23 protein-coding genes are annotated in these 22,824 nt (G+C 71.4%); 14 read left to right on the top strand and 9 right to left on the bottom strand.

Annotation, left to right across the window (positions count from 1 at the left end):
- Positions 1 to 25 precede the first annotated feature (25 nt).
- On the bottom strand, positions 26 to 2,416 hold the full coding sequence (locus D7044_RS23805; protein ID WP_233565100.1) for a WD40/YVTN/BNR-like repeat-containing protein: 2,391 nt from the start codon (positions 2,414 to 2,416) through the stop codon (positions 26 to 28).
- Positions 2,417 to 2,598: 182 nt separating this feature from the next.
- Here D7044_RS23805 and D7044_RS23810 point away from each other — a divergent pair, with 182 nt between their 5' ends.
- Positions 2,599 to 3,162 carry a PadR family transcriptional regulator gene (locus D7044_RS23810; RefSeq protein ID WP_120681945.1) on the top strand — a complete coding sequence of 188 codons (564 nt, stop codon included), beginning with the start codon at positions 2,599 to 2,601 and terminating at the stop codon, positions 3,160 to 3,162.
- Between the two features lie 13 nt (positions 3,163 to 3,175).
- Positions 3,176 to 4,186, top strand: coding sequence for a hypothetical protein (locus tag D7044_RS23815; RefSeq protein WP_120690251.1), 1,011 nt, complete (start codon positions 3,176 to 3,178; stop codon positions 4,184 to 4,186).
- A gap of 14 nt (positions 4,187 to 4,200) precedes the next feature.
- Here the strand turns inward: D7044_RS23815 and D7044_RS23820 are convergent, their stop codons facing one another.
- The gene (locus D7044_RS23820; protein ID WP_120681949.1) at positions 4,201 to 5,004 is read right to left on the bottom strand and encodes a maleylpyruvate isomerase family mycothiol-dependent enzyme; all 804 of its coding nucleotides are present in this window, start codon (positions 5,002 to 5,004) and stop codon (positions 4,201 to 4,203) included.
- A 162-nt stretch (positions 5,005 to 5,166) separates the two neighbouring features.
- On the opposite strand from D7044_RS23820, the gene D7044_RS23825 reads away from it, so the two are divergent.
- Both D7044_RS23825 and D7044_RS23830 read left to right on the top strand, forming a co-directional pair.
- A complete protein-coding gene (locus D7044_RS23825; protein ID WP_120681951.1) occupies positions 5,167 to 5,499 on the top strand; it encodes a PadR family transcriptional regulator in 333 nt (110 codons plus the stop codon).
- On the top strand, positions 5,493 to 6,464 hold the full coding sequence (locus D7044_RS23830; protein ID WP_233565101.1) for a hypothetical protein: 972 nt from the start codon (positions 5,493 to 5,495) through the stop codon (positions 6,462 to 6,464). The genes D7044_RS23825 and D7044_RS23830 overlap by 7 nt, the downstream gene beginning before the upstream one ends.
- Positions 6,465 to 6,497: 33 nt before the next feature.
- Here D7044_RS23830 and D7044_RS23835 read toward each other — a convergent pair whose 3' ends face one another.
- Genes D7044_RS23835 through D7044_RS23855 form a run of 5 tightly spaced genes read right to left on the bottom strand, consistent with a single transcriptional unit; the run spans position 6,498 to position 10,996 of the window.
- The gene (locus D7044_RS23835) at positions 6,498 to 6,974 is read right to left on the bottom strand and encodes a hypothetical protein (RefSeq protein WP_120681953.1); all 477 of its coding nucleotides are present in this window, start codon (positions 6,972 to 6,974) and stop codon (positions 6,498 to 6,500) included.
- An 18-nt stretch (positions 6,975 to 6,992) separates the two neighbouring features.
- On the bottom strand, positions 6,993 to 7,874 hold the full coding sequence (locus tag D7044_RS23840) for a carbohydrate ABC transporter permease (protein ID WP_120690252.1): 882 nt from the start codon (positions 7,872 to 7,874) through the stop codon (positions 6,993 to 6,995).
- Complete coding sequence (locus D7044_RS23845; protein ID WP_233565102.1) at positions 7,871 to 8,887, bottom strand: ABC transporter ATP-binding protein; 1,017 nt, start codon at positions 8,885 to 8,887, stop codon at positions 7,871 to 7,873. The genes D7044_RS23840 and D7044_RS23845 overlap by 4 nt, the downstream gene beginning before the upstream one ends.
- Positions 8,874 to 10,166 carry an ABC transporter substrate-binding protein gene (locus D7044_RS23850; RefSeq protein WP_120690253.1) on the bottom strand — a complete coding sequence of 431 codons (1,293 nt, stop codon included), beginning with the start codon at positions 10,164 to 10,166 and terminating at the stop codon, positions 8,874 to 8,876. Before D7044_RS23850 ends, D7044_RS23845 begins: the two co-directional genes overlap by 14 nt.
- On the bottom strand, positions 10,163 to 10,996 hold the full coding sequence (locus D7044_RS23855) for a carbohydrate ABC transporter permease (RefSeq protein WP_120681958.1): 834 nt from the start codon (positions 10,994 to 10,996) through the stop codon (positions 10,163 to 10,165). Before D7044_RS23855 ends, D7044_RS23850 begins: the two co-directional genes overlap by 4 nt.
- A gap of 413 nt (positions 10,997 to 11,409) precedes the next feature.
- On the opposite strand from D7044_RS23855, the gene D7044_RS23860 reads away from it, so the two are divergent.
- Positions 11,410 to 13,323, top strand: a complete 1,914-nt coding sequence (locus tag D7044_RS23860) for a Xaa-Pro dipeptidyl-peptidase (RefSeq protein ID WP_120690254.1) — start codon at positions 11,410 to 11,412, stop codon at positions 13,321 to 13,323.
- A 92-nt stretch (positions 13,324 to 13,415) separates the two neighbouring features.
- On the opposite strand, the gene D7044_RS23865 is transcribed toward D7044_RS23860, so the two are convergent.
- Positions 13,416 to 14,126, bottom strand: coding sequence for a DNA alkylation repair protein (locus tag D7044_RS23865; RefSeq protein ID WP_120690255.1), 711 nt, complete (start codon positions 14,124 to 14,126; stop codon positions 13,416 to 13,418).
- A gap of 85 nt (positions 14,127 to 14,211) precedes the next feature.
- On the opposite strand from D7044_RS23865, the gene D7044_RS23870 reads away from it, so the two are divergent.
- From D7044_RS23870 to D7044_RS32710, 4 genes are all read left to right on the top strand, one after another.
- The gene (locus D7044_RS23870; protein WP_233565103.1) at positions 14,212 to 14,475 is read left to right on the top strand and encodes a DUF2188 domain-containing protein; all 264 of its coding nucleotides are present in this window, start codon (positions 14,212 to 14,214) and stop codon (positions 14,473 to 14,475) included.
- Positions 14,476 to 14,659: 184 nt separating this feature from the next.
- Positions 14,660 to 15,094 (top strand): DUF2975 domain-containing protein, encoded by a 435-nt coding sequence (locus D7044_RS23875; protein ID WP_233563421.1) that lies wholly within the window; start codon positions 14,660 to 14,662, stop codon positions 15,092 to 15,094.
- Positions 15,094 to 15,300, top strand: a complete 207-nt coding sequence (locus tag D7044_RS23880; protein WP_120681966.1) for a helix-turn-helix domain-containing protein — start codon at positions 15,094 to 15,096, stop codon at positions 15,298 to 15,300. The genes D7044_RS23875 and D7044_RS23880 overlap by 1 nt, the downstream gene beginning before the upstream one ends.
- A gap of 88 nt (positions 15,301 to 15,388) precedes the next feature.
- Positions 15,389 to 15,562 carry a hypothetical protein gene (locus tag D7044_RS32710; protein WP_199716743.1) on the top strand — a complete coding sequence of 58 codons (174 nt, stop codon included), beginning with the start codon at positions 15,389 to 15,391 and terminating at the stop codon, positions 15,560 to 15,562.
- Positions 15,563 to 15,594: 32 nt separating this feature from the next.
- On the opposite strand, the gene D7044_RS23885 is transcribed toward D7044_RS32710, so the two are convergent.
- Positions 15,595 to 16,821, bottom strand: a complete 1,227-nt coding sequence (locus D7044_RS23885; RefSeq protein ID WP_120681968.1) for a PucR family transcriptional regulator — start codon at positions 16,819 to 16,821, stop codon at positions 15,595 to 15,597.
- A 259-nt stretch (positions 16,822 to 17,080) separates the two neighbouring features.
- Between D7044_RS23885 and D7044_RS23890 the strand changes: the two genes are divergently transcribed.
- The 5 genes from D7044_RS23890 to D7044_RS23910 all read left to right on the top strand — a co-directional run bounded on the left by D7044_RS23890 (position 17,081) and on the right by D7044_RS23910 (position 22,794).
- On the top strand, positions 17,081 to 18,421 hold the full coding sequence (locus D7044_RS23890) for a nicotinate phosphoribosyltransferase (protein WP_120690256.1): 1,341 nt from the start codon (positions 17,081 to 17,083) through the stop codon (positions 18,419 to 18,421).
- A gap of 157 nt (positions 18,422 to 18,578) precedes the next feature.
- On the top strand, positions 18,579 to 19,811 hold the full coding sequence (locus D7044_RS23895; RefSeq protein ID WP_233565104.1) for an SGNH/GDSL hydrolase family protein: 1,233 nt from the start codon (positions 18,579 to 18,581) through the stop codon (positions 19,809 to 19,811).
- Between the two features lie 13 nt (positions 19,812 to 19,824).
- The gene (locus tag D7044_RS23900; RefSeq protein WP_120690258.1) at positions 19,825 to 20,844 is read left to right on the top strand and encodes an alpha/beta hydrolase; all 1,020 of its coding nucleotides are present in this window, start codon (positions 19,825 to 19,827) and stop codon (positions 20,842 to 20,844) included.
- Between the two features lie 73 nt (positions 20,845 to 20,917).
- Positions 20,918 to 21,538: a hypothetical protein gene (locus D7044_RS23905; RefSeq protein ID WP_120681976.1), complete on the top strand. Its 621-nt coding sequence runs from the start codon at positions 20,918 to 20,920 to the stop codon at positions 21,536 to 21,538.
- Between the two features lie 125 nt (positions 21,539 to 21,663).
- Entirely contained in the window at positions 21,664 to 22,794 is a 1,131-nt protein-coding gene (locus D7044_RS23910; RefSeq protein ID WP_120681978.1) for an erythromycin esterase family protein, read from the top strand.
- Positions 22,795 to 22,824: the final 30 nt, after the last annotated feature.

The following is a 22,824-nucleotide window of genomic DNA, read 5'->3' on the forward strand; positions in this document are numbered from 1 at the left end:
GCCGGTCGATCCGTCCGGCGTGCGGTCAGCCCTTGCGACAGGAGGCGAGCGCACCGACCACGCCGACCCCGGTGGGCTTCAGCGGCAGCCGGGTCGACGCCGCGGGGCACTTCGGGACGGTGAGGTCGTGGACGCCTCGGCCGAACGTGGCCGCGGTCAGTTGCCGGCTGGTCTCGTGGTAGCGCAGGTACATCACGGCGGCCTGGGGCAGGTTGGCGCCGAGTGCCGCCCACTCGCCGCCGTTCCACGCCGACATGAACACCCCGACGTCGGTGCCGACGAGCAGCAGACCGTCGGTGGTCGGCTCGACGAAGTTGACCGGCGCGTCCGGCAGGCCCCGTCCGATGTCGCGCCAGGTGGACCCGCCGTCGCGGGTGATCATCACGTGGGCGCGATCGCTGCCGGAGCGGAAGCCGGAGAAGGTGGCGTAGGCGATGTTCTCGTCGGTCGGGTGCACCGCCACCCGGGTCACCCAGGTGCCGGGCAGCTGCCCCGGGTTCACCTGGTGCCAGGTGCCGCCGAGGTCGTCGGTCCACCAGAGCCGTCCGTCGTCCGTGCCGACGTAGAGCTTGTTCCCGTCGGTGGGCGCCGCGGCGATCGTGGTGATGGTGCCCCACGGGTAGCCGGACGGGTCGTTGGGGCCGCCGCCGGTGAGGTCGGGGCTGATCGGCGTCCAGGTGCGGCCGTTGTCGGTGGACCGGTTGACGATGTTGCCGGCGTAGTACATGACGTTCGGGTCGGTGGGGTCGAACTGCAGCGGCGTGAGCCAGTTGCGTCGGTCGGAGGTGGTCTGCCCGGCGCCGATGGTCTGGCGCGGGGCGGCGCCGGAGTTCTCCGAGCGGTAGCAGGAGCCGTACTGGCTGCACCCGAAGACGATGTTCGACTGCTCCGGGTGGATGATCACCTGGAGTCCGTCGCCGCAGCCGATCGCGGTCCACGGCCCACCGACGCCGGTGTAGCCGCGGTTGCAGCCGTTGTCCTGCGCGCCGCCCACCTTCAGCACCGGGTCGGTCTCGGCGACGTCGACGGTGTAGAACTGCGTGTACGGCTCGTAGGTGGACTTCACCCAGCCGCTCGCGCCGTTGGCCTGCGACCGGTAGAAGCCACCGTCGTTGCCGAGGTAGACCCGGTCGGGCACCTTCGGATCCCAGCGCATCGTGTGCTGGTCGGCGTGCACTCCGCCCACCGAGCTGAAGCTCTGCGCGCCGTCGGTGGAGCGCATCAGGTTCACGCCGGTGAGGAAGACGTGGTCGGCGTTGGTGGGGTCGACGAAGAGCTTGCCGAACCACCAGCTGAAGGTGGACTGGGAGGCCTGGCCGGCGGTGACCGGCGTCTGGGTCCAGCTGTCTCCGCCGTCGTCGGAGCGGTAGAACGCGCGGAACGGGCCGAGTGCCGTGCCGACGTAGGCGTAGAGCCGCTGCGGGTCGTTGGGCGCGAGGGCGAGGCCCCACCGGCCCTGGTCGGCGTCGGTGGGCAGTCCGGTCGTCATCCGCTGCCAGGTACGGCCGCCGTTGTCGGAGCGCCAGAGACTGGAGCCGGGGCCGCCGTACGTGCGCTGGTGCGGCTCGCGCAGGTGGTCCCACATCGCGGCGTACACCCGGCGGGGGTTGCTCGGGTCGATGACGACCTCGGTCGCGCCGGTGGTGGCGTTCGGTGGCGCGAGTACCCGTCGCCAGCTCTTTCCGGCGTTCTCGGAGAGGTAGACGCCCCGCTCGCCGCCGGGCACGAAGAGGTTGCCCGCGGCGGCGGCGAAGATCCGGTTCTCGTTGCCGGGGTCGATCGCGAAGCGGGCGATGGCGTGACTGCCTCGCAGGCCGACGTAGCGCCAGCTCTTGCCGCGGTCGGTGGAGCGGTAGATGCCGTCGCCGCCGAAGGTGATCGAGCCGCCGCCGGGTTGCGCCTCGCCGGTGCCGGCGAGCAGGACGCCCTTGCTGGTCATCGCGACTGCGCCCATGCTCTGCGTCCAGCCGTCCGGCCATGCCGTCTCGAACGTGGCGCCGGCGTCGCTGGAGCGCCAGATGCCGCCGGAGGCGGCGGCGATGAAGACCTGGTCGGGCACGTGCGGGTCGAGGGCGATGTCGACCACCCGGCCGCCGATGTTGCTGGGCCCGAAGAAGTGCCATTTCCGTTCGGCCAGGTGGCGGTACGCCTTGCGGGTGTGACCGGCGACCTTCACGGCCTCGCCGCGGGCGCTGGCGTACTTGGCGGTGGAGAGCTCGGTGCTGCCGTCGCTCATCCGTTGGGCGGTCATCCACTCGTCGGGCAGCTCCATCGGCCCGGTGGGGGTGTTGGTGGAGAGCGACACCTCCGCTACGGGCCGTGGTGCCGAGGAGGCGGTGAGAGCGACCGTGGCCAGCAGCGCGACCGCCACTGTCATCGTGAGGCCGCGATATCTTCGGACGAGCGTGAGCTTCATGCGGTGTCTCCCTGTCCACGCGTGGTGACGACCGGGAAAGCGGTCTCCATCGATTCAAGCTAGACAGTCGAGTGACGTACGTCACCGGGCATCTGTCGCCGATTGGCACCCTCTGCTTAGGACAGCTGTCGATGCCGATCTCCGCTCTTGCGATTAGACGTATACGTCTATAGGTTGGATCGGTGCCTCTGGACGCCACACGGAACAGCCTGGTGCTGCCGATGCTCGGCCTCCTCGTCGAGCAGCCGGCACACGCCTACGACCTCACGAGGCGCCTCCACGAGCGCTATGCGCAGGTGTCAGTCACCCGCAGCACGGTGACCTCCCTGCTGAAAGCGCTCGACCGGGCCGGTCTGCTCTCTGCGCGCCCTGCCGAGCGGTCGGGAAACCGGCCGCCACGTACGACGTACGAGCTGACCGAGGCGGGTGTGGCGGAGTTCCGTCAGCGGGTCGAGGCGGGGCTGCGTGACACCGCGGTGGCCTCCCTGGACTTCGTCATGGCCGTCGCGTACGTCGCGATCCTCCCGGCCGACCTGGCCGCGTCCGTGCTGGAGGAGCGCGCCGACCGGCTCGACCACGAGCTGGCGGCCCTGCGGGCAGAGCCGCACGGCGTGCTCGAGGTGCACATGCTCGAAGTGGCCTACTGGCGCGCCGTCGTCGCCGCCGAAGTCGCCTGGGCCAGGACGCTGGTGCGGCGGATCCGATCACACGACATCGACTGGCCGGGCGGCAGCCCGACGAGGTGAAGGGGACCGACGCGTGAAATTCGGGATCTATCCCGGTGGTCGGGTGGGGACACTCTGCTCGCGGCCGCCCGACCCGGTCGCGACCAGCGATCTGGTGGAGATGCTGGCGGACGGCAGACCCTTCGTCATCCGCGAGTACGTGCACTTCTTCGGCGACGCGACCGCGCCGGATGTCGTGACCTCACTCGGAGCCGACAAGGAACTCGTCCAGCTGACGATGCCCGACGAGTGGTACGTCCAGGACCGCCGCGAGTTGGATCTCGTGGTCAGCTACCTTCCGGCGGTCGCCGACGTGCCCGGCTGGCTGGCCTTCCTCGACACGGTGATCGAGCGCTACGGTCATCTGACGCGGTTTCTCCAGGTGACGCTTGAGCCGAACTTCCCCATCCCACTCATCGACGGAAGCGCCCCGGGCGTCGTCGAGGCCCTGACCCTCGGTCTCCCGTACGCGCGCGGCGCGCTGGACCGGCGGGGCCTGCACGACGTACGGGTCGGCTTCTCCGTCGCCGAACCGGCGGAGTGGTTGGGCGGCGACGACGAGTTCTGGCGGCGCCTGTCGGCCCTGCCTTACCAGGACTTCGCGGCCCACGTCGACTACGTCGGCCTGGGGCTCTACCCGGACGCCTTCTCACCCGTCGCTCCACGCGGCACCCCCGGGGACACCGCGTCGCTCACCACGCACGCTCTCCACCACCTGCGCAGCCGTTCGCTGCCTCGCGCTCACATCCCGCCCAGCGTCCCGATCCACATCGCGGAGAACGGCAGCCCGAGCGGGGCGCCGCGCACCGAGCAGGCGCAGTGCGACTCGCTGTCGGACATGCTCGACGCCATCCTCGCCGCTGCCGAGTCGCTGAACATCGCCCAGTACGAGTTGTTCAGCCTGCGCGATGCCGACAGCGGTTCCACCCAGCCCACCGGAACGTTGGGGATCGTCACGGACACCTACCGGGCCAAGCCCGCCCTCGCCGTCTACCGCGACGTCATCCGAGCCGCCGGTCGGCGGTCCGCCGCCAGGCACGCCTGAGGATCTGGCGGCACTCAGCCGAAGCTGACCTTGGCCAGCCAGGATTCCAGCAGCTCGCGGTCGCCGATGACCTGCACCGTGCCGTCCCCGAGCGGCCGGCGTCCATAGACCGTGAGCAGCAGCTCGATGAGCGGGCCGCACACGGCGACTGCGGCCTTCTCGTGCGCGCGCCGCCAGGTGACGACCTCGCCGGTGAGGTCGACCAGCCACTCCGCCGCTAGATCTGGCGCGGTGTCCACGGCGTGCAGGTGCAGGGTGCGCCCCGGCCCGAGCAGCTCCCGCCGCTCGGGCTTGATCTCCAGCATGACCGGCAGCGTGTCCAGCTCCATCCACTCGTCGAGCGCATCCGCCGCGACCTCCTGATCGGCGGTGAATGGCACGCCCAACGCCAGTGCGGCGTCGGCGCGGTGCACCAGGGTCTCGTGCGCGAACCGGCGGGCGTAGAAGGCCGCGTCCGTCCGGCCCGGAATCGGCGTCCAGACCTCGGTCTGCGGCCCGGTCGTGCGCAGCGCCTCGGTGAGCCGGGCGGCGCCCTCGGCGAGCCACGGTCCGAGAGTCGCCGGGTCGCCGTCCACGTGCCCGGAGAGCTCGCGCAGCTCGGTGTCGGGCAGCGGTGACGCGGCCTTGGTGCGTACGGTCTCCTCCGCCCAGCGGTGTCCCGCGCCGACGTGCCGCACCAGTTGGCCGACCGTCCAGCCGGGGCAGGACGGCACCGGCGTGCGGAGGTCGGTGCCGGGCAGGTGCGCGGCCAGCAACCGCGTCTGGGTGAGGATCTCGTCGCACCAGCCGTCGAACCCCATGCTCGGAACCTTCGTCATTGTCGTTCCTCTCCTCGGGCGGCACCGTCCGCTCATCAACTGGTCGGAGCCGACGTCCATCGGCCTATCGCGCCGTGCTGTGACGCCCATCACACATGCCGGCCGGCCGGCGGTTCGGATGGGGGGGAACACCCTATGTAGACAACCGATATAGTTGCCCGGGTGCGGTTGACGCTTCCGGTGGTGAAAGTGCTCTCGGCCCTGCTGGCCGAGCCCGACGCAGAGCGGTACGGGCTGGATCTCATGAAGCTGACCGGCCTGCCCAGCGGCACCGTCTACCCCGTGCTGCACCGGCTTCAGCGCGCCCACTGGGTCGAGGCCGACTGGGAGACGATCGACCCCGCCACCGAGGGCCGGCCCGCGCGCCGCTACTACCGGCTCACCGCAGAAGGAGCCACCGCCGCCCGCCAGGCCCTCGCCGAGCTGCACGCCCTCAACCGGGACGCGCGGCCGGCCCGGGGGAACGCCGAGCCGAGGGGCGCGGCCGCGTGGTGACCCGCCGGCTCGCCGACGCCCTGCTGGACGCGGCCGCGCGGCGTTGGCCGGCCGCGCTCCGCGACGACCTGCGGCGGGAGTGGAGCGCCGAGCTGCACGTCCTCGCCACGCGGCGGCGGCGACTGCGGATGTTGCGCTTCGCGGCGAGCCTCGCGCTGAGCAGGACCGACGGCCCGCTCGCCGGCCGGCAGCCGGTACGCGGACCGGTCGGCCGGACCGCGGCCGCGCTGCTGCTCGCCCCGTTCGGCGGCGTGGCCATCGTGGTGATCAGCGGGATCGTGATGAACGTCGTGGTGAGCCAGCTTCTGCTCACCGCCTTCGCCTGGTGGACGCGGGCGCAGATGCCGCTCTGGACGGCGATGACGGCCGGGCTGGCGGTGCTCCTGGCCCGGTTCGCGGCGCGCTGGGGTCGCCGCTCCGCGCTGACCGGGCCGCTGCGTACGGCGCTCGGCATCATGCTTCCGGTCGGTGTCGTCATCGTCGGCATCGAGTACGCGATGAGCGTCGAGGGTCTGGTCCGCGCCGCCCCCGGCCTGCTGAGCTGGCTGACCTTCCTGACGCTGGTGCTCTGGGGCGCGGCCGCGCTCGCCGGACGGGGCCGGGTCCGCGCCGCATGGTGCTTCGGCGTCATCGGTGCGCTCGTCGCCGCCGACCTGGCCGTCGTCCTCACCGTGGTGAACCAGATCCCCGCCGGACCGGGCACGATCATCGACGGTATGGCGCAGTACGACACCGTCGATCGGGTGTCCGCGCCGCTCTGGCTCTTGACCACCTGGACCGACTGGTCGTTCGGCCTGCCGAGGCCGACACCGTGGGAGATCTTCCTGATCACGGACGTGGTGGTGACCGAGGCCGTCCTCTACCTGGCGATCACTCCGTACGCGCTCGCGTACGTGATCAATGCCGGACGCGCCTCCCGGGGCGAACCGGAGGCCGCTCTCCCGCCACAGGCGTCGATCGCCTGACGGCGGCCATCGGCGTGGCAGCGCACGGCGACGCTATCGGCTCTGGAACTCGGGCAGGCCCGCGTCCTCCGAGTCCGGGCCCACCACCGCGGTCAGCGTCGTTCCGTCGGCGCAGAGGGCGGTGGCACGAAGGTACGTTCGTCGCTGCTGCGCCCGCATCAGCACCTCGGTCTCGAAGATCTCGTCCTCGATGCGGAGCAGGTCGAGGTCGCCGCGCTGCTCGTAATGGGCGCGGACGTCCAGCGGTGTCATCCGGACGGTCGCCTCGACCGTGGTGAGCGCGCCCTGCTCCACGACGGACGTCACCCGGGCGTCCTCGGGCAGGAGCAGGCCGGAGACCCGCGCCTGCACCTCGGCGCCGGTGTCCAACGGCACCCGGTCGCAGCTGGGCAGGTTCGCCAGCATCTCCGGCCCCCGTCCGGCGGGCCGCTGCCCGGGACCGGAGTCCGTGCCGCAGGCGACGAGCAGCAGCGGGATGGTGACGACGACGGCGAGTATCCGGAGTCTCACCGTCGCAGCATGGCACGCTCAGCGCAGCACCCGCCACCGTCGTACGACGAGCAGCAGCGCGGTGATGACGATCGCGGTGACCACCATGAGGACGGTCGTGATCAGCGCGCCGTACGCGAAGCCGGAGAACTCGAAGGCCTGGTCGAAGATGTAGACCGGCAGGTAGAGCGTGGCGTTCGCGGGTCGACCGTCGGTGAGGATGTAGGCGGGCACGAAGTTGACCTGCAGGGTCAGGATCGTGTCCCGCACGGCGAGCAGCAGCAGGACCGGGGCGAGCAACGGCAGGGTGATCCGGCGCAGCTGGCCGAACGGCCCGCAGCCCTCCAGCGCCGCCGCCTCGTAGAGCCGGCCGTCGAGCATCCGGCGGGCGGCGAGGACGACGAGGAAGCCCTCACCGATGGGGAACATCAGCATCAGCGCCACCCCGAGCCGGGCCGTGTCGGGGTCGGAGAGCCAGGTGAAGCCGGAGTGCCCGAAGAGACCGAGCAGCTGGTTGAGCGGGCCGTAGAGCGGGTTGAGCACCCAGAGGAAGAGCACCGCGAGGGCCACGTCCGGTACGACCGTCGGCAGGTACACGGCGGCCCGGAACCAGCGTCCGCCCGGTCGCGGCGCGGCCAGCAGCAGGCCGAGGCCGACGGCGGCGAGCAGCCGCAGCGGTACGGCCAGCGCCAGGTGGATCGCCGAGGCCCGCACGCTGTCGAGCAGGAAACCGTCGTTGAACATCCGGCGGACGTTGGAGAGGCCGACGAACTGCGGATCACGCGTCAGTCCGGTGTGGTCGGTGAAGGCGTAGCCGACGTTGAGCAGCGCCGGTAGCGCGATCAGGAGCCCGACCGCGATCGCGTACGGGGCGAGGAACGCCCACCCGGTCAGCGGCTTGCGACCGCGGTCCGAGGTCACCTCCGCCGTCCCGTCTCGTCGTCGAAGTGGTGCAGGCGAGCCGGGTCCGGCCGCAGTCGGGCCGTGTCACCGGGCCGTACCCCGCACCGTGCCGCCGCCCGTACGGTGAGCCGGGTGCCGTCGGTGGCCCGGGTCAGCAGGATGCTCTCGCTGCCGAGCGCCTCCACCGCGTCGACGCTGACCTCGATCGGCCCGTCGGCGTCGAGGATCAGGTCCTCCGGACGTACGCCGAGGATCAGGCCGGGGGAGCCGCCGAGCAGACCACCGCCGGGCACCAGGTTCATCGGGGGGCTGCCCAGGAACCCGGCGACGAACGTGTCGGCGGGCTCGTCGTACACCTGCTGGGGTGGCCCGAGCTGGCGGATCCGGCCGCGGTCGAGGACGGCGACCCGGTCGCCGAGGGTCATCGCCTCCGCCTGGTCGTGCGTCACGTGAACGGTGGTGCTGCCGAGGTCCCGGTGCAGCGCGAGCAGGTCGGCGCGGGTGGCGAAGCGCAGCGGCGCGTCGAGGCTGGCCAGCGGCTCGTCGAGCAGGTACACGGCGGGCTCGCGCAGCAGCGCGCGGGCCAGCGCGACCCGCTGACGCTGCCCGCCGGAGACCTGGTCGGGGTAGCGGTCGAGCAGATCGGCGAGGCCCAGCCGCTCGGCGGCGGAGCGCGCCCGCCGTTCGGCCTCGTCCCGGCGGACCCGGCGTACCCGCAGACCGAAGAGCAGGTTGCCGAGGACGGTGAGGTGCGGGTAGAGCGCGTAGTCCTGGAAGACCATCGCGACGGACCGCCGGTGCGGGGGGACCCGGGAGACGTCCTGCCCGTCGACGAGGATCCGGCCGCGCTCCGGGCGGTCGAGGCCGGCGATCAGCCGCAGCATCGTGGACTTGCCCGAGCCCGACGGGCCGACGAGGGTCATCAGCTCCCCGGCCCGCACCTCCAGGTCGACGCCGTCGAGGGCGACGACCCGCCCGTACGTCCTGGTCAGCGACTCGATCCGGATCGTGCCGCGCTCACCCACCCGCACCCACCGGCAGGGTGAAGAGCGGGCGGATCTTCTCCTCCAGGTTCCGCAGCCCCTCCTCGCGGCCGACCCGGCCGTAGAAGACCTCCTCGAGCAGGGCGTCCGCCTCCCGTTCCACCCGGGACCAGGTGCCGGTGCGGGGGGTGGCCCGCAGGTGCGGTTCGGCGTCGAGGTAGACCTGGGACGACCGCGGCGGCTCCTGCGGGTCGAGGAAGACGGGGGAGTTCGCCACGTCGAGGCGGGACGGCACGGTGCGGCCGGACCCGGCGAGGATCTGCTGTCCCTGCGCACCCATCGCGAACTCGATGAACCGCCACGCCCGGTCGTGGTTGGGCGCGCCGGCGCTCATGCAGTAGGCGTCGCTGTGCAGGATCGACGCGGGTACCCCGCCGGGCGCGACCGGCAGCGGTGCGGCGTCCCAGGTGAAGCCCTCGATGGTGCGCAGCGTGGGTACGGCGACGCGGCTGTTGAGGTACATGCCGAGCGTGCCGCGCAGGAACCGGTCCTCGCTCGACTCGCTCTGCTCCTCGGCGTCGGGCGGTACGACGTGGTGCTTCAGTTGCAGGTCGAGGAACCAGTCGACGGCCCGGCGGGTGGGCGGGTTGCCGGTGAGGGTCAGCGCGGTCGGTCGGTTCGGATCGTCGACGAGTTCGCCGCCGTTGGACCAGACGAACGGCGCGAGCCTCGGAACCGAGGGTTCGACGCCGAGGCCGTACTTCCCGTCGCCGGTCAGCGCGCGGGCGGCGGCGAGGAAGTCGTCCCAGGTCCAGCCCGCCTTCGGCAGGGGCACGCCGGCCTTCGCGAAGAGGTCGGCGTTGTAGTAGACGACGAGGGAGGACATGTTCTGCGGCAGGCAGGTGAGCTTCTCGCCGTCGAACCGGAACGCGTCCAGCGCCCGGGGACTGAAGTCGCTCTCCTTCAGCACGCTGCTGCGGTCGAGGTACGACTGCACCGGTTCGATCGCCTGCTGGGCGGCGAACTGCCCGTACCGGCGGTAGTTCAGCAGGAAGACGTCGGGTGGCTGCCCGCCGGCGAACGAGGTGGTCAGCCGGGCCATCAGTTCGTCCTGGGTGGCGACCGGGGAGAGCGTCACCGGGACGTCCGGCTGGGCGTCGCCGAACGCGTCGATCATGCTGCGGTAGCCGGCGATCTCCTCCGCGTCGCCGAAGAGCACGATGGTGATCCCCGCGTCGTCCTCCGCTTCGCCGCCGCTGTCGCAGGCGGTGACACCGAGCAGCAGCGCGGCGGTGACCAGGGCGGCGTACCGGCGGAATCGGTTCACCTACGACCTCCAGATCTCAGTGCGGCCAGCGGATCGTCGTTCAGCAGGATGCGCTGGGCCAGCAGGAACACCACGACGCACGGCGCGGTCGCCACGACACAGCCGGCCATCAGCAGCGGCCAGTCGGTCGGGTTCAGCAGCCGCAGGAACTGCAGGCCCAGCGGGTACGTGTAGCGGTCGCCGCTGTGCAGGTACAGCAGCGGGTCGATCAGGTTCGACCAGTGGAGGGTGAAGGCGAGCACGGCGACCGCGAGGGTCGCCGGGCGCACCTGGGGCAGCGCCACCCGCCGCCAGATCGTCAACCAGCCGGCGCCTTCGAGCCGGGCCGCCCCGAGTTGGCTCTCCGGTACGCCGCCGAACGCCCACGCGTAGAGCAGCACGAGCAGCGGGCTGCCGGCGAGCAGCGCCGGGGCGAGCAGCGGCACGTACGTGTCGACGACGCCGGCGAGCCGGAACAGCTCGAAGCGGGTGGCCCAGACGGCGGTGACCGGTACGAGCAGCACCGCCAGCAGGCCGAGCACGGCGCGACGACGGGCCGCCGGGCTGAGCAGGCGCAGCCCGAAGCCGGTCAGCGACGCGACGAGCACGGTCACCGGCACGGCGATCGCGACGACCAGCGCCGAGTTCGCCAGGTAGCGGAAGAGGGGGATGAGCTCCGGCAGCCGGGTGTACGCGGCCACGGTCGGGTCCGGCGGCAGCAGCTCCAGGGTGCGCGGCGGTGGTTCTCCGACGGGCCGCAGCGAGCCGACCACCATGAACCACAGCGGGGCGGTGAAGAGCGCCGCGAAGAGTGCCGGCACCACGAACCGCCCGACGAACCGCAGTGCCACGGCGCCTTCGGACCGCACATCCTGCCCTTCTCACCGGTCGGCGTGCCCCGCCCGGGTCGACACCGGCGACAGGGCCCGCCGGGTTGACCGTTCGGCGTGCTGGTGCGGCCGAACCTATGGCGGCCGGGCGTGTGCGTCATCGGGCACCTGACGGAATCACCCCCCGGGCGCTGCTACGCCTGTCGCACTCCGGCAGGTCTGGCAGCGCGCCGGTGGCCTGCGCGGCTGCCGGTCACGGCCGGTAGCGAAGGTATGCGACAGACGTAGGAGCCGGGAACGATCAACTCCCGCACCTGTCCGATGACCGGTCCCGGCTGGATTTCTAGGGTTCGATGCATGCCGCACCCGCGGCCGGCCGTCCCTGCCCGGAACGGCCGGCGACTGCGCCGGTGCCGGATCAGGGAAGGAGCACCATGCGAACCACGAGGAGCTGGTGGCGGTCGTCGGTGGTGGTCGCGTTGACCGTCGCCGTGGGCCTGCCGGCGGCCGCCGCGACGGCGAGCCCGTCCGGGGATCGTCTCCGACCGGTCGTCCGGGACGGAGTCACCCAACCGGTGTTCGGGTACGCCGACGCGATCCGCGAGCGGGTATTCGTCACCTCCGATGTGGACACCGACGGCGACGGCGCCCGTGACGTCGTGGCCATGGACATCATGCGGCCCAAGGCCAGCGAGCGTGGGCTGGACGTTCCGGTCATCATGGACGCCAGCCCGTACTACTCGACGGTGTGCCGGGGCAACGAGAGCGAGTGCAAGGACGACGTCGACGGCGACGGCCTCAACGACAAGTGGCCGCTCTTCTACGACAACTACTTCGTCCCGCGTGGTTACGCGGTGATCCTGCTCGACATGATCGGGACCAACCACTCGACGGGCTGCCCGGTCACCGGCGGACGGGGCGACAACATCAGCGCGCCGACGGCGATCGACTGGCTCAACGGTCGGCGGAAGGGCACCAACGCCGCCGGCGAGCGGGTCGTGGCCGACTGGCACAACGGCCGTACCGGCATGATCGGCAAGTCGTACGATGGCACCCTCGCCAACGCGGCCGCCGCGACCGGCGTCAAGGGGCTCTCCACGATCGTGCCGATCTCGGCCATCTCCAGCTGGTACGACTACTCGCGCAGCAACGGCCTGGTCACCCGGGGCAACAACTACTCGGGCAGCCTCTCCAACACCGTCACGAACCCGGAGCGGCGGGCGTACTGCGCACCGGTCCGGGAGAAGCTCGGGGTGGAGGGCGACGACACCACCGGTGACTACAGCGACTTCTGGGCCGAGCGTGACTACGTGCCGGACGCCAAGCGGGTGCGCGCCAGCGTCTTCGTGGTGCACGGCATCAACGACGACAACGTCCGCGCGGACCACTTCAGCAAGTGGTGGGACGCCCTCGCCAAGAACAACGTGCCCCGCAAGCTCTGGATGACCGGCACCGGCCACGTCGACCCGTTCGACTTCCGGCGGGGTGAGTGGGTGGACACCCTGCACCGCTGGTTCGACTTCTGGCTGCAGGGCGTCAAGAACGGCATCATGAACGAGCCGCGCGCCGACATCGAGCGGGCGCCGGACGTCTGGGAGACCCACCGCGACTGGCCGATCCCCACGAGCCAGAAGACCTCGGTGTTCCTGCGCCCGGGCGCTGAGGGTGCCGCGGGTGCGCTCTCGGTCAGGCCGGAGCACGGCAAGGTTTCCCGTACCTTCCAGGACACGCCGTCGATGAGCCAGACCAACGCGATCCGGCACCCGTCGGACCCGGCGGCGAACACGGCGAACCGGCTGGTGTTCCTGTCGCAGCCGCTGCGGGCGCCGCTGCACATCTCCGGCACCCCGGTCGTACGGATCAAGGCGTCGGTGAACGGCGAGGACACCAGCTTCGCCGGCCTGCTCGTCGACTACGGCACCCGCCCCCGGTTCAGCACCGCCGGCGACGGCATCCGGACCCTGACCGAGGAGGACTGCTGGGGCGAGCAGGCCAACTGGGGCGGGTACGCCGAGGAGGCCTGCTACCGGGAGACCGCCAAGAACGTGGCCACCGATCCGCAGGCGCTCGTCACCAAGGGCATCCTGGACGGCCTGAACCTGGACTCGCTGTCCAAGTCGACCCCGCTGCGGCCGGGGAAGAAGAACAGCGTCGACGTGCCGCTGCTGCCCGAGGACTACGTCTTCGACGCCGGGAACCAGATCGGTGTGGTGCTGCTCGGTTCGTACTCCGGCTACAGCAGCCGGGCGAAGCAGAACCAGGCCGAGATCACTGTCCACTTCGACAGCAGCCGGATCGAGCTGCCGGTCGTCGGCGGCCGGAGGGCCGCCGAGAAGGCCGGTCTGTGACCTCCGGAGACCGGATCGAGTGACGAGAGGGCGGGGCGGCGTGTGTCGCCCCGCCCTCTCTCGGTCCGCGGGGGAGCGCCGGCCGGTCGGCGCTAGACCGCGCCCGTCAGGTACTCCCGGCGTCGCTGCGGTTCGAACTTCTCGATCGCGTAGCGCAGCATGACTCGCGGCATGACCTGGTAACGACTCGCCAGGAACTCCTCCTCCGCCGCCCGGTCCCGGTTGCCGACCTCGCGCAGCATCCAGCCGACCGCCTTCCGCACGAGGTCGTGCGGGTCGCGCAGGAGCTGCTCGCCGAGGCGGAAGGTCCACTGGAAGTCGCCGGCCTTGATGAAGGCGAAGGTGGCCATGACGGCGATGCGCCGGTCCCACACGAGGTTCGACCGGGCCAGCCGATCGAGGACGTCGCGGTCCTTGTCCATCAGCCAGGGGCCGACGATGTACGGCGCCGAGGAGTCCACCAGGTCCCAGTTGTCGATGTGGCCGGTGTGGGCCAGGACGACGTCGAAGATCCGGGCCCGTTCGTCGTCGCTCCCGTTGCCGAACTTCCGTACCAGGATGAAGAGCGCCGTCAGCCGCTCCTCGTGCACGCCGCTGGTCAGCAGCCGTACCGTCTCCGCCAGTGGCAGGTCGCGCCAGTGCCGGGCGGCCACCCTGCGCTGGTCCGGCACGGAGACGCCGATGGCCCGGTCGCCCTCGCCGTACCCGCCCGGGACCATCTGCAGGAACCGGCTCAGCCTCGCCGCCCGCAGTGGGTCGGCGAGGTCGGCGAGTTCGTGACGGATGTCGGCGACCGTGGCCATGACTGTGCAACCTACCGCGACCGGCCCGCGAAACCAGGTGAAGCGGGGGCGGACGTTTGGCGGAGTCCGCCGCGGGCAGGTATTCGTGACCGACCATGCGATCGAGGGAGGTCAGGTCATGTCGAAGGGCGACGTCGAGACGTACCAGGAGGACGGGCAGTGGAAGAACCGTCCCGAGGGCAACGAGCGCGCCAGCAGCACGCACGACACGAAGTCGGAGGCGGCGGCCGCCGGCCGGGACACGGCTGTCGAGCGCGGCACGGAGCACGTGATCAAGAAGCAGGACGGCACGATCGGGGAGAAGAACACGTACCCGCGTAGCCGGGATCCGCGCGACATCGAGGGCTGAGGGCCCGGCTCCGACGGATCGGGTGGCGTCCGGACCTCCGGACGCCACCGGCGGTCACGACAGGTCGGCGTGCCGTTGCCGGCCCTGCCGAATCCTTGAACCTATTGACTTTCGATAGGTAACGAGTGATAGTCGATGCATGGTCACAGAGCATCGGGCGGTAGCCGCTCTCAGAGTCTTCCTCGTGTTGCTGTTCGGGATCCTGGTCCTGTTCCAGACCTTGTCGCTGCCCGGACAGTTCGCCCACATGGCCAAGGAGTCCCCGCAGGACGCCTACCTCAGGTGGCCGTTGACCGCCATCACCGTCTTCTGGGTGCTCTGCGTCCAGGTGGTGATCGTGGCGACCTGGAAGCTGCTCAGCATGGTCAAGAACGACCGGATCTTCAGCCAGCCCGCCCTGGCCTGGGTCGACGCCATCGTGTGGGCCATCGCCGCCGCCTGGGTGGTGCTCCTGGGCGTGTTCCTCTGGGTCGGGATCAACGCGGACGACCCTGGCGCTCCGCTCGTGCTGCTCCTGCTGCTGATCGGCGTCGCGGTGATCGGGCTGCTGATGGTCGTGATGCGTGCCCTGCTGCGCCAGGCCACCACCCTGCGTACCGACATGGAAGCGGTGATCTGATGCCGATCGTCGTGCGCATCGACGTCCAGCTCGCCAAGCGCAAGATGAGCGTCGGTGAGTTCGCCGAACGTGTCGGGCTCACCCCCGCCAACGTCGCGGTGCTGAAGAACGGTCGCGCCAAGGCCGTCCGGTTCAGCACCCTCGAAGCCATGTGCCGGGTGCTCGACTGCCAGCCCGGTGACCTCCTCGAATGGGTCGACGAATGAGCACCTCGCCGCACCTGCCGGCGACGTCGACCGTCGACGCGCCCACCCACGAGACCGCCGCCGGCCTCGGCCGCCGGAAGGAGACCCGATGAGGTACGTCATCCTCGCCCCCGTCGCCCTCCTCGCCGTCGTGATCGGCGTCGCCGCCGTCGTGTACGGCGAGGCCGACGACTCCCCGGGCCTCCAGCTCCTGGGCGCCCTGCTCGTGATCGCCACGATCGGGCTCGGAGTGCGGACGATCCGCCGCGACGGGCGGCAGTGACGCCGCGCCGTGCCCCGGCACGGCGCGCTCCGTCAGTCCTCCGGGTGGTACGCGCCGGTGAGCCGGCCCAGCTTGAGCGCCAGGTGTAGGCAGAGCCGCTCGTTGCCGTTCTTCAGGTCGGTCTCGGCCAGCTCCTCGATCCGTTGCAGCCGGTAGTAGAGCGTGGTCCGGTGCAGCCGGAGCTGTTCGGCGGTGGCGTGGGCGTTGCCGGCCAGGTCGAGGTAGCGCTCCAGGGTCCGCAACAGCACCGGATTGGGCTGCTCGCGCAGCAACCGTTCCAGACCCGGGTGCACGTCGGCCATGTCGAGGTGCCGCCCCTCCAGCCGGGACAGCACCCGGTAGATCCCCAGACCCGACCAGGAGACCACGCCGCCGAGGGCCGGTAGCCGTACGCCGACCCGGGCGGCCTGCAACGCCTCCCCGTACGACCCGAAGGCCTCGGCCAGGCCGGGCCGCGTCTGCCCGATCCCGACCACCGCACGCTCGATCGAGCCGAGGCCCCGGGTCGTATGCCGCAGGTTGTCGTCGAGTAGCTTCGCGGCGACCTCGGGGGAGGGGCGTCCCGCGCCCCGACCACCGGCGATCAGCAGCACCCCGTGGTCGTCGCGGACCAGGTGCAGCGCCTCCCGGGTGCCGACCCACCGCCGGGTGGTGACCAGGGCCTGCTCCAGGGCGAGCCGGGCGAGCTCGTCGAGCGGATCCCCGTCGCAGGCGACGAGCTGCGCCACGAGGGCGGTCGCCGACCCGTCGGCGATCATGCCGGCCTCACGCAGGGCGCGTACCGACCGGACCCGGGTCGCCTCGTTGTCGGAGAGCAGCGTTCGGGCGGCCTCGGTCTCCCGCTGCGAGGCGAGCTCGCCGAGGAGGTTCTCCCGGTAGAGCGCCAGCGACAGCTCGCTCATCAGACCGGTGGCGGCGATGTCCGTGTCGGCCATGGTGCCCTCCGGGTCGATGAACCAGACGAACCCGAGCAGCAGATCCTGGTGACGGATCGGTACGCAGACCCGCGGCAGCAGGTCCAGCTCCCCGGAGGCCGGTGTGCGTACCGGTTCCCGGGCGTCCATGATGCCGACGTTACGGAACCAGGCCATCACCTCCGGGGTGGTCTGCCGGCGCAGGATCGAGGCGCGCCGTACGTCATCCATCGGTCCGTTGTGCTCGCTGTAGACCACCACCCGTTGGCGCCGGTCCTCGATCAGCGCGGGTCGTCCTGCATACGCGGCAAGCGCGTCGACGAGGCGTTGCAACTCATCCTGCATGACATTCCTCCGGTCACCTCCTCGTTGGACCTCACACGGTGGACTGGTACCCACCGGTGCGGCCTACCGAGCCTCCAGGCCCGGCCGCGCCAAGGCCGCACAGAACGATCATGCTTGTCGACATCGACCGGGACAACCGCCTACCGGCCCGTAGCCGACCTCGACGCCCGCTGGTCGGGACGCGCCGCCCGGGATCTCCCGTTTCCCACACATCCCGACTCCGCGTCCACCACAGTGGTGCCGTGGTTGAGGAGGCGACATGAGTGGGTTGCGGACCGACCTGTACGAGCTGCGGATGGCCGCCAGCTACCTGCGGCACGGAATGACCGGGCCGGCGACGTTCAGCCTCTTCTCCCGCCGGCTTCCGTCCCGGCGGGGCTTCCTCGTGGCCGCCGGACTGGCCGAGGCGCTGACCTTCCTGGAGGACTTCTCGCTCGACGCCGCCGACCTCGACTACCTGCGCCGGGTCGGCGGCTTCGACCGGTCGACGCTGGCCGCGCTGTCGACGCTGCGCTTCACCGGCGACGTCTGGGCCGTTCCGGAGGGCCGCGTGGTCTTCGCCGACGAACCGCTGCTGGAGGTCACCGCGCCGATCGCCGAGGCGCAGCTGGTGGAGACCGGGGTACTCAACCTGATCACCTTCCAGACCACGATCGCCAGCAAGGCCGCCCGCTGCCGCATCGCCGCGGGCGACGCTCAACTGATCGACTTCGCGTTCCGGCGTACGCACGGGTTCGAGGCCGGGGCGGGGGTCGCCCGGGCGTCGGCCATCGCCGGCTTCGCGGCGACCAGCGACGTCGAGGCGGCCGTCCGCTACGGCCTCACCCCGTCCGGCACCATGGCGCACTCCTACGTGGAGGCGTTCCCGGACGAACGGTCCGCGTTCCGGGCCTTCGCCACCGACTTCCCGGTCGACCCGATCTTCCTCGTGGACACGTACGACACACCGGACGGGGTGCGGGCCGCCGTCGACGTGGTGGAGGAGCTGGGGCTGACCGGCCCGTTCGGGGTCCGGCTCGACTCCGGTGATCTCGCGGCGCTGGCTCGGCAGACCCGGGCGATCCTCGACGAGGCGGGGCTGAGCCGAGCCCGGATCGTGGCGAGCGGCAGCCTCGACGAGGACGTCATCGCCGGCCTCGTCGCGGCGGGCGCGCCCATCGACGGGTACGGCGTGGGGACGAAGATGGGCGTCTCCTACGACGCGCCGTCGCTGGACAGCGCGTACAAGCTGGTCTCCATCGGTGACCGGCCGGTGTTGAAACTCTCCCCCGGCAAGGCCACGCTCCCCGGCCCGAAGCAGGTGTTCCGGGATGCGACAGGTGTCGCGTGCGACGTGATCGGGCTCCGCGACGAGCCGGTACCCGCCGACCGGGAGCCGCTGCTGGTGCCGGTGATGCGCGACGGACGCCGCCTCGACACGGGTGCCCCCGCCGACCTGGTGCGCGCCGCGCGGCGGCGATTCGAGGCGGAACTCACCTGGCTGCCCGGGTCGGCGCGACGGCTGGCTCAGCCGCAGCCGCTGACCGTTCTGGTCAGCCCGGCGCTGGCCGCGCTGCGGGACCGGGTGGCGGCGGAGGCGCGCCAAGATGGCGGCCGCTGATCGCAGCCCCGCTCGCCGCTCGGCTCAGCCAACCGTCCGCTCGTCGCGCTGACCGTACCGATGACCGTCGATGCGCTATCGGATGATCACGGTACGTGATTTCATCGGCCCCGCCGGCCGGCGACCCCTTCATGAAACTCGAGACGAGGAGCTGGGTGTGACATCGAAACGTCTACGAGTACGCCTCACCACCGCCGCGACGCTCACCGCGGTGATCGGCCTCCTGCCGGCGAGCGCCACCGCGCAGTCGCACGCCCGCGCCGACTGGATCGGCAGCTGGACGGTGGCGGTGGCCGAGCCGAGGACCACCGGCACGTCGGCCACCGGGTTCACCGACACCACGCTGCGGCAGGTCGCGCACCTGTCGATCGGCGGCGACAGCATCCGGGTACGCCTCAGCAACGTCTACGGAACCACACCCCTGACCGTCGGCGCGGTCACCGTGGCCCCGCGCTCCGGCGGATCGGGAACGCCGCAGGTGACCGAGCGGGCCCTGCGCCCCGTCACGTTCGCGGGCGTTCGGTCGGTCACGATCCCCGCCGGATCCGAGTGGTGGTCCGATCCGCTGCGCCTGAAGGTCGCCGCGAACTCCGACCTGGTGGTCAGCACGTACCTGCCCGGCCCCACCGGCCCGACCACCTGGCACCCCGCCGGCTACGCCACCTCCTTCCGCGCCACCGGCGACGCCACCACGGACGCCGGCGGCGCCTTCACTCCGCTGGACACCGCGCGGTACTTCCTCTCCGGCGTCGACGTCGTCTCCCGGGCGGCCGGATCGGTGGTCTTCTTCGGCGACTCCATCACCGACGGGGTCGTCTCGACCGTCGACGCGAACCTGCGCTACCCGGATCAGGTGGCCGACCGGCTGACGCGGCTGCCCGAGGCCCGGCGCTGCGGCGTCCTCAACGCCGGCATCAGCGGTAACCGGCTGCTGGCCAACGCCGGCTCGGCGGGCGACTCCGCTCTCGCGCGGTTCGACCGTGACGTGCTCGGACAGGCCGGCGTCCGCTCGGTCGTGCTGCTGGAGGGCATCAACGACATCGGCAACAGCCGCGGCGCCCTCGAACCGGAGCAGCTCATCGGGGTGTACCGGCAGTTCATCGCCCGGGCACACCAGGCCGGCATCCGCGCCGTGGGCGCCACGATCCTGCCGTACGAGGGCGCCGGCTACTACAGCGCCGCCGGTGAGGCCGACCGGCAGGCCGTCAACCAGTGGATCCGCACCTCCGGCGAGTTCGACGCGGTGGTCGACCTCGACGCCGCCACCCGCGACCCGGCGAACCCCGGCCGGATCAACCCCGCGTACGACTCGGGCGACCACCTGCACCCCGGCGACGCCGGTTTCACCGCCATGGCGCGGGCCGTGGACCTCAGAGCCGTCTGCCGATAACGGGGGAGAGGACATGAACAGATCATCGGTGCTCCGCGCCGCCCTCGCGGCCGGGCTCCTGCTGGCCGGACTCTCCGCACCGACGCCGGCCCTCGCCGCGACAACCGCCACCGCCGCGCCCGTCCGGGCCGCCGATGGGGCGTACGTGGTGCGGGAGACGACGGTCGGGCCACGTCTGGTCGACCTGACCATCCAGTCACCGGCGCTCGGCACGACGGCGAACGTACGGCTGCTCACCCCCGACGGCTGGGAGCAGCGCAGGCGCGGGGACAGGTGGCCGGTGCTCTACCTGCTGCACGGCTGCTGCGACTCCTACCTGAGCTGGACCCGCTCGACCGACGTCGCGAGCATCCCCGAGCTGCGGGACGTCCTCGTCGTCATGCCGGAGGCCGGTGCCGCCGGCTGGTACAGCGACTGGTGGAACGCAGGTCGGGGCGGCACCCCGGCCTGGGAGACCTTCCACCTGCGCGAGGTACGTCAGCTCACCGAACGGGGATACGGCGCCGGCCCGAAGCGCGCCGTGGCCGGGCTGTCGATGGGCGGCTTCGGCGCCCTGTCGTACGCGGCCCGCAACCCGGGGATGTTCCGGGCCGCCGCGTCGTTCAGCGGCGTCCTGCACCCGCTGCGGGACGCCTCGTTCTGGCTGCCGTTCTTCGGGCGCACCGGGCTCGACCCGTACGACCTCTGGGGCGACCCGGTGGCGCAGCGGCGGATCTGGGCGGCACACGACCCGTACCACCTCGCGAAGCGGCTGCGCCACACGGCGCTCTTCGTGGCCAGCGGTGACGGCACCGCGGGCGGACCGTTCGATCAGCCCGGCGCGACGGACAGCCTGGAGGCGCTCATCCACCAGGAGAACCTCGACGTCGTCGACCGGCTGCGCGACGTGGGTGTCTCCGTCGAGACCGACTTCTACGGCCCCGGCACGCACAGCTGGCCGTACTGGCAGCGCGAACTGCACCGGGCGCTGCCGATGCTGCTGGACGCCCTGGGGACCGGACGCGGCGCGGCGGTCCACTCCGCCGAGCGGTAGGCCGGTGGGGGCACCCGCCGCCGACCAACGGCGGGTGCCCTCCACCAGCGACCGCTGACTAGCATTCATGCACATGAACACGGGGATCGACACGACCGGCACGGCCCGCCGACGCCCGCATCCGATCGTTCTCGCGTCCAGCCTGCTGCTGGCGCTCAGCGGCCTGGCCCGGCTCGCGCAGGTGGCGGCGGAGGCGGTGTCGCAGAACGTCTACCTCAGGGCTCACGAGCGGGTGGGCACGCCCAACGGCTTCGCCGCCCTACCGATGGTCTTCCTCATGGTCGTCGGTCTGGTCGTGGCGCTCTCCGCGCTCGCCCTCCTGGCGCTGGCGCTGGCCAACCTCGGCGGATGGAACTGGACCCGGATCGTCACCTGGGCCCTCGGCGGGGTGACGTTGGCGTTCTCGGGCTTCTGGCTCGCGCTGAGGCTCCTGCCGTCCGGCGGTGCCGATCCGGCTCGGGACACCACCGACTGGGAGAGCGTCCAAGCGATCGCCGGCCGGCTCATGCCCGGATGGGTCGAGCCCGTGGACGCCGTCTCCGGCTTCGTGGCTTCCCCCGCACTGCTCGTCGCCCTCGTCCTGCTCGCGCTGCCGGCCGCGAACGCCTTCTACCGGCGGCGTCGCACCTCGCCGTACGAGCCGCTCATCGTCTACCCGGACACGACGCTCCCGCAGCCGACCGGCCACCGCTGAGCCGTCGGGTCGCAGCGCCCCGCTCCAGCACTCGCCTGAACAGTCGGTTGAGGCTTTCGCGCGGCGTACCTCGTCGCTCGCCGCAGAAAGTCTCCACCGAGGTTTCAACGGTACGGTTGAGCCACATGAGCCAGCACATTCGCGACCTCGTACCCGAACCAGGTGACCTCCTCGCCCTCGGCGAGCCCACCCACCAGGAGCCCGCCTTCGGCGCGGTCCGCAACGAACTCTTCGCCCAACTGGTCCAGCTCGGCTTCCGTTCGATCGCCCTCGAAACCGATCGGGTGGCCGCGCTCGCCGTCAACGACCACGTACTGCACGGCACCGGAAACCTCGCCACGGTGCTGGCCGAAGGCTTCTCCCACGACTTCGGCGCCCTGGACGCCAACCGGCGGTTGGTCGCCTGGCTGCGGGAGCACAACCGGCACCGGCCCGCGCAGGAGCGCGTGACGTTCCACGGTTTCGACGCTCCGACCGAGAACACCAGCGCGCCCAGCCCGAGAAGCTACTTCGAGCACGCCCGCGACTACCTTCAGATCGAGGACCTCGACCTCGCGGAGATCGCCGGGGACGACCACCGCTGGAGCCGCGACGAGGCGATCCTCGACTTCGCCAGGTCCATGGGCCGTACGCCCGAAGCCGAGCGGCTGCGAAGCATCGGCGAGGACCTGCTCACCCGGCTGCACGCCCGCGCACCGGAGCTGATCGCCCGGACCTCCCGTGCCGAGTGGCTCCGGGCCAGGACGCACCTCGACGCCGGCCTCGGGCTGCTCCACTACCACTGGCAGGCGGCGCGGCCCCTCCCGCAGAGCGAGCGGATCTGCCTCCTGCTGACCACTCGGGACACGTTGATGGCCCGCAACCTGCTCGACATCCGCCGTGTGGAGGCGGAGCGCGGCCCCACGATGCTCTGCGCCCACAACTCGCACCTGCAACGAAACGTGAGCGCCTGGCGTCTGGGCGACCTGAGCGCCGACTGGTACGGCGCCGGGGCCATCGTCGACTCCCTGGGGATCGGAAACTACACCTTCATCGCGGGCAGCCTCGGGCGCAGCACGGCCCTCAAGCTCGGCGAGCCCGCGCCGGACACCTTCGAGGGGCTCCTGCAACGCCGCATCACCGACTGGGGCCTGCTCCCGGCGGCCGAGGTGTCGCCGGCCCGCAGGCGAGAAGACACCACCCCGCAGCAGGGGTACTTCCCGCTCGAACAGGCGACGATCGACGGCGCTGACGCGATCCTGCACATCACCGGCTAGCGCTGGTTCCCACTCGACCTGCTCGACGTT

The organism is Micromonospora musae, assembly GCF_003626635.1.
Lineage (GTDB): Bacteria > Actinomycetota > Actinomycetes > Mycobacteriales > Micromonosporaceae > Micromonospora > Micromonospora musae.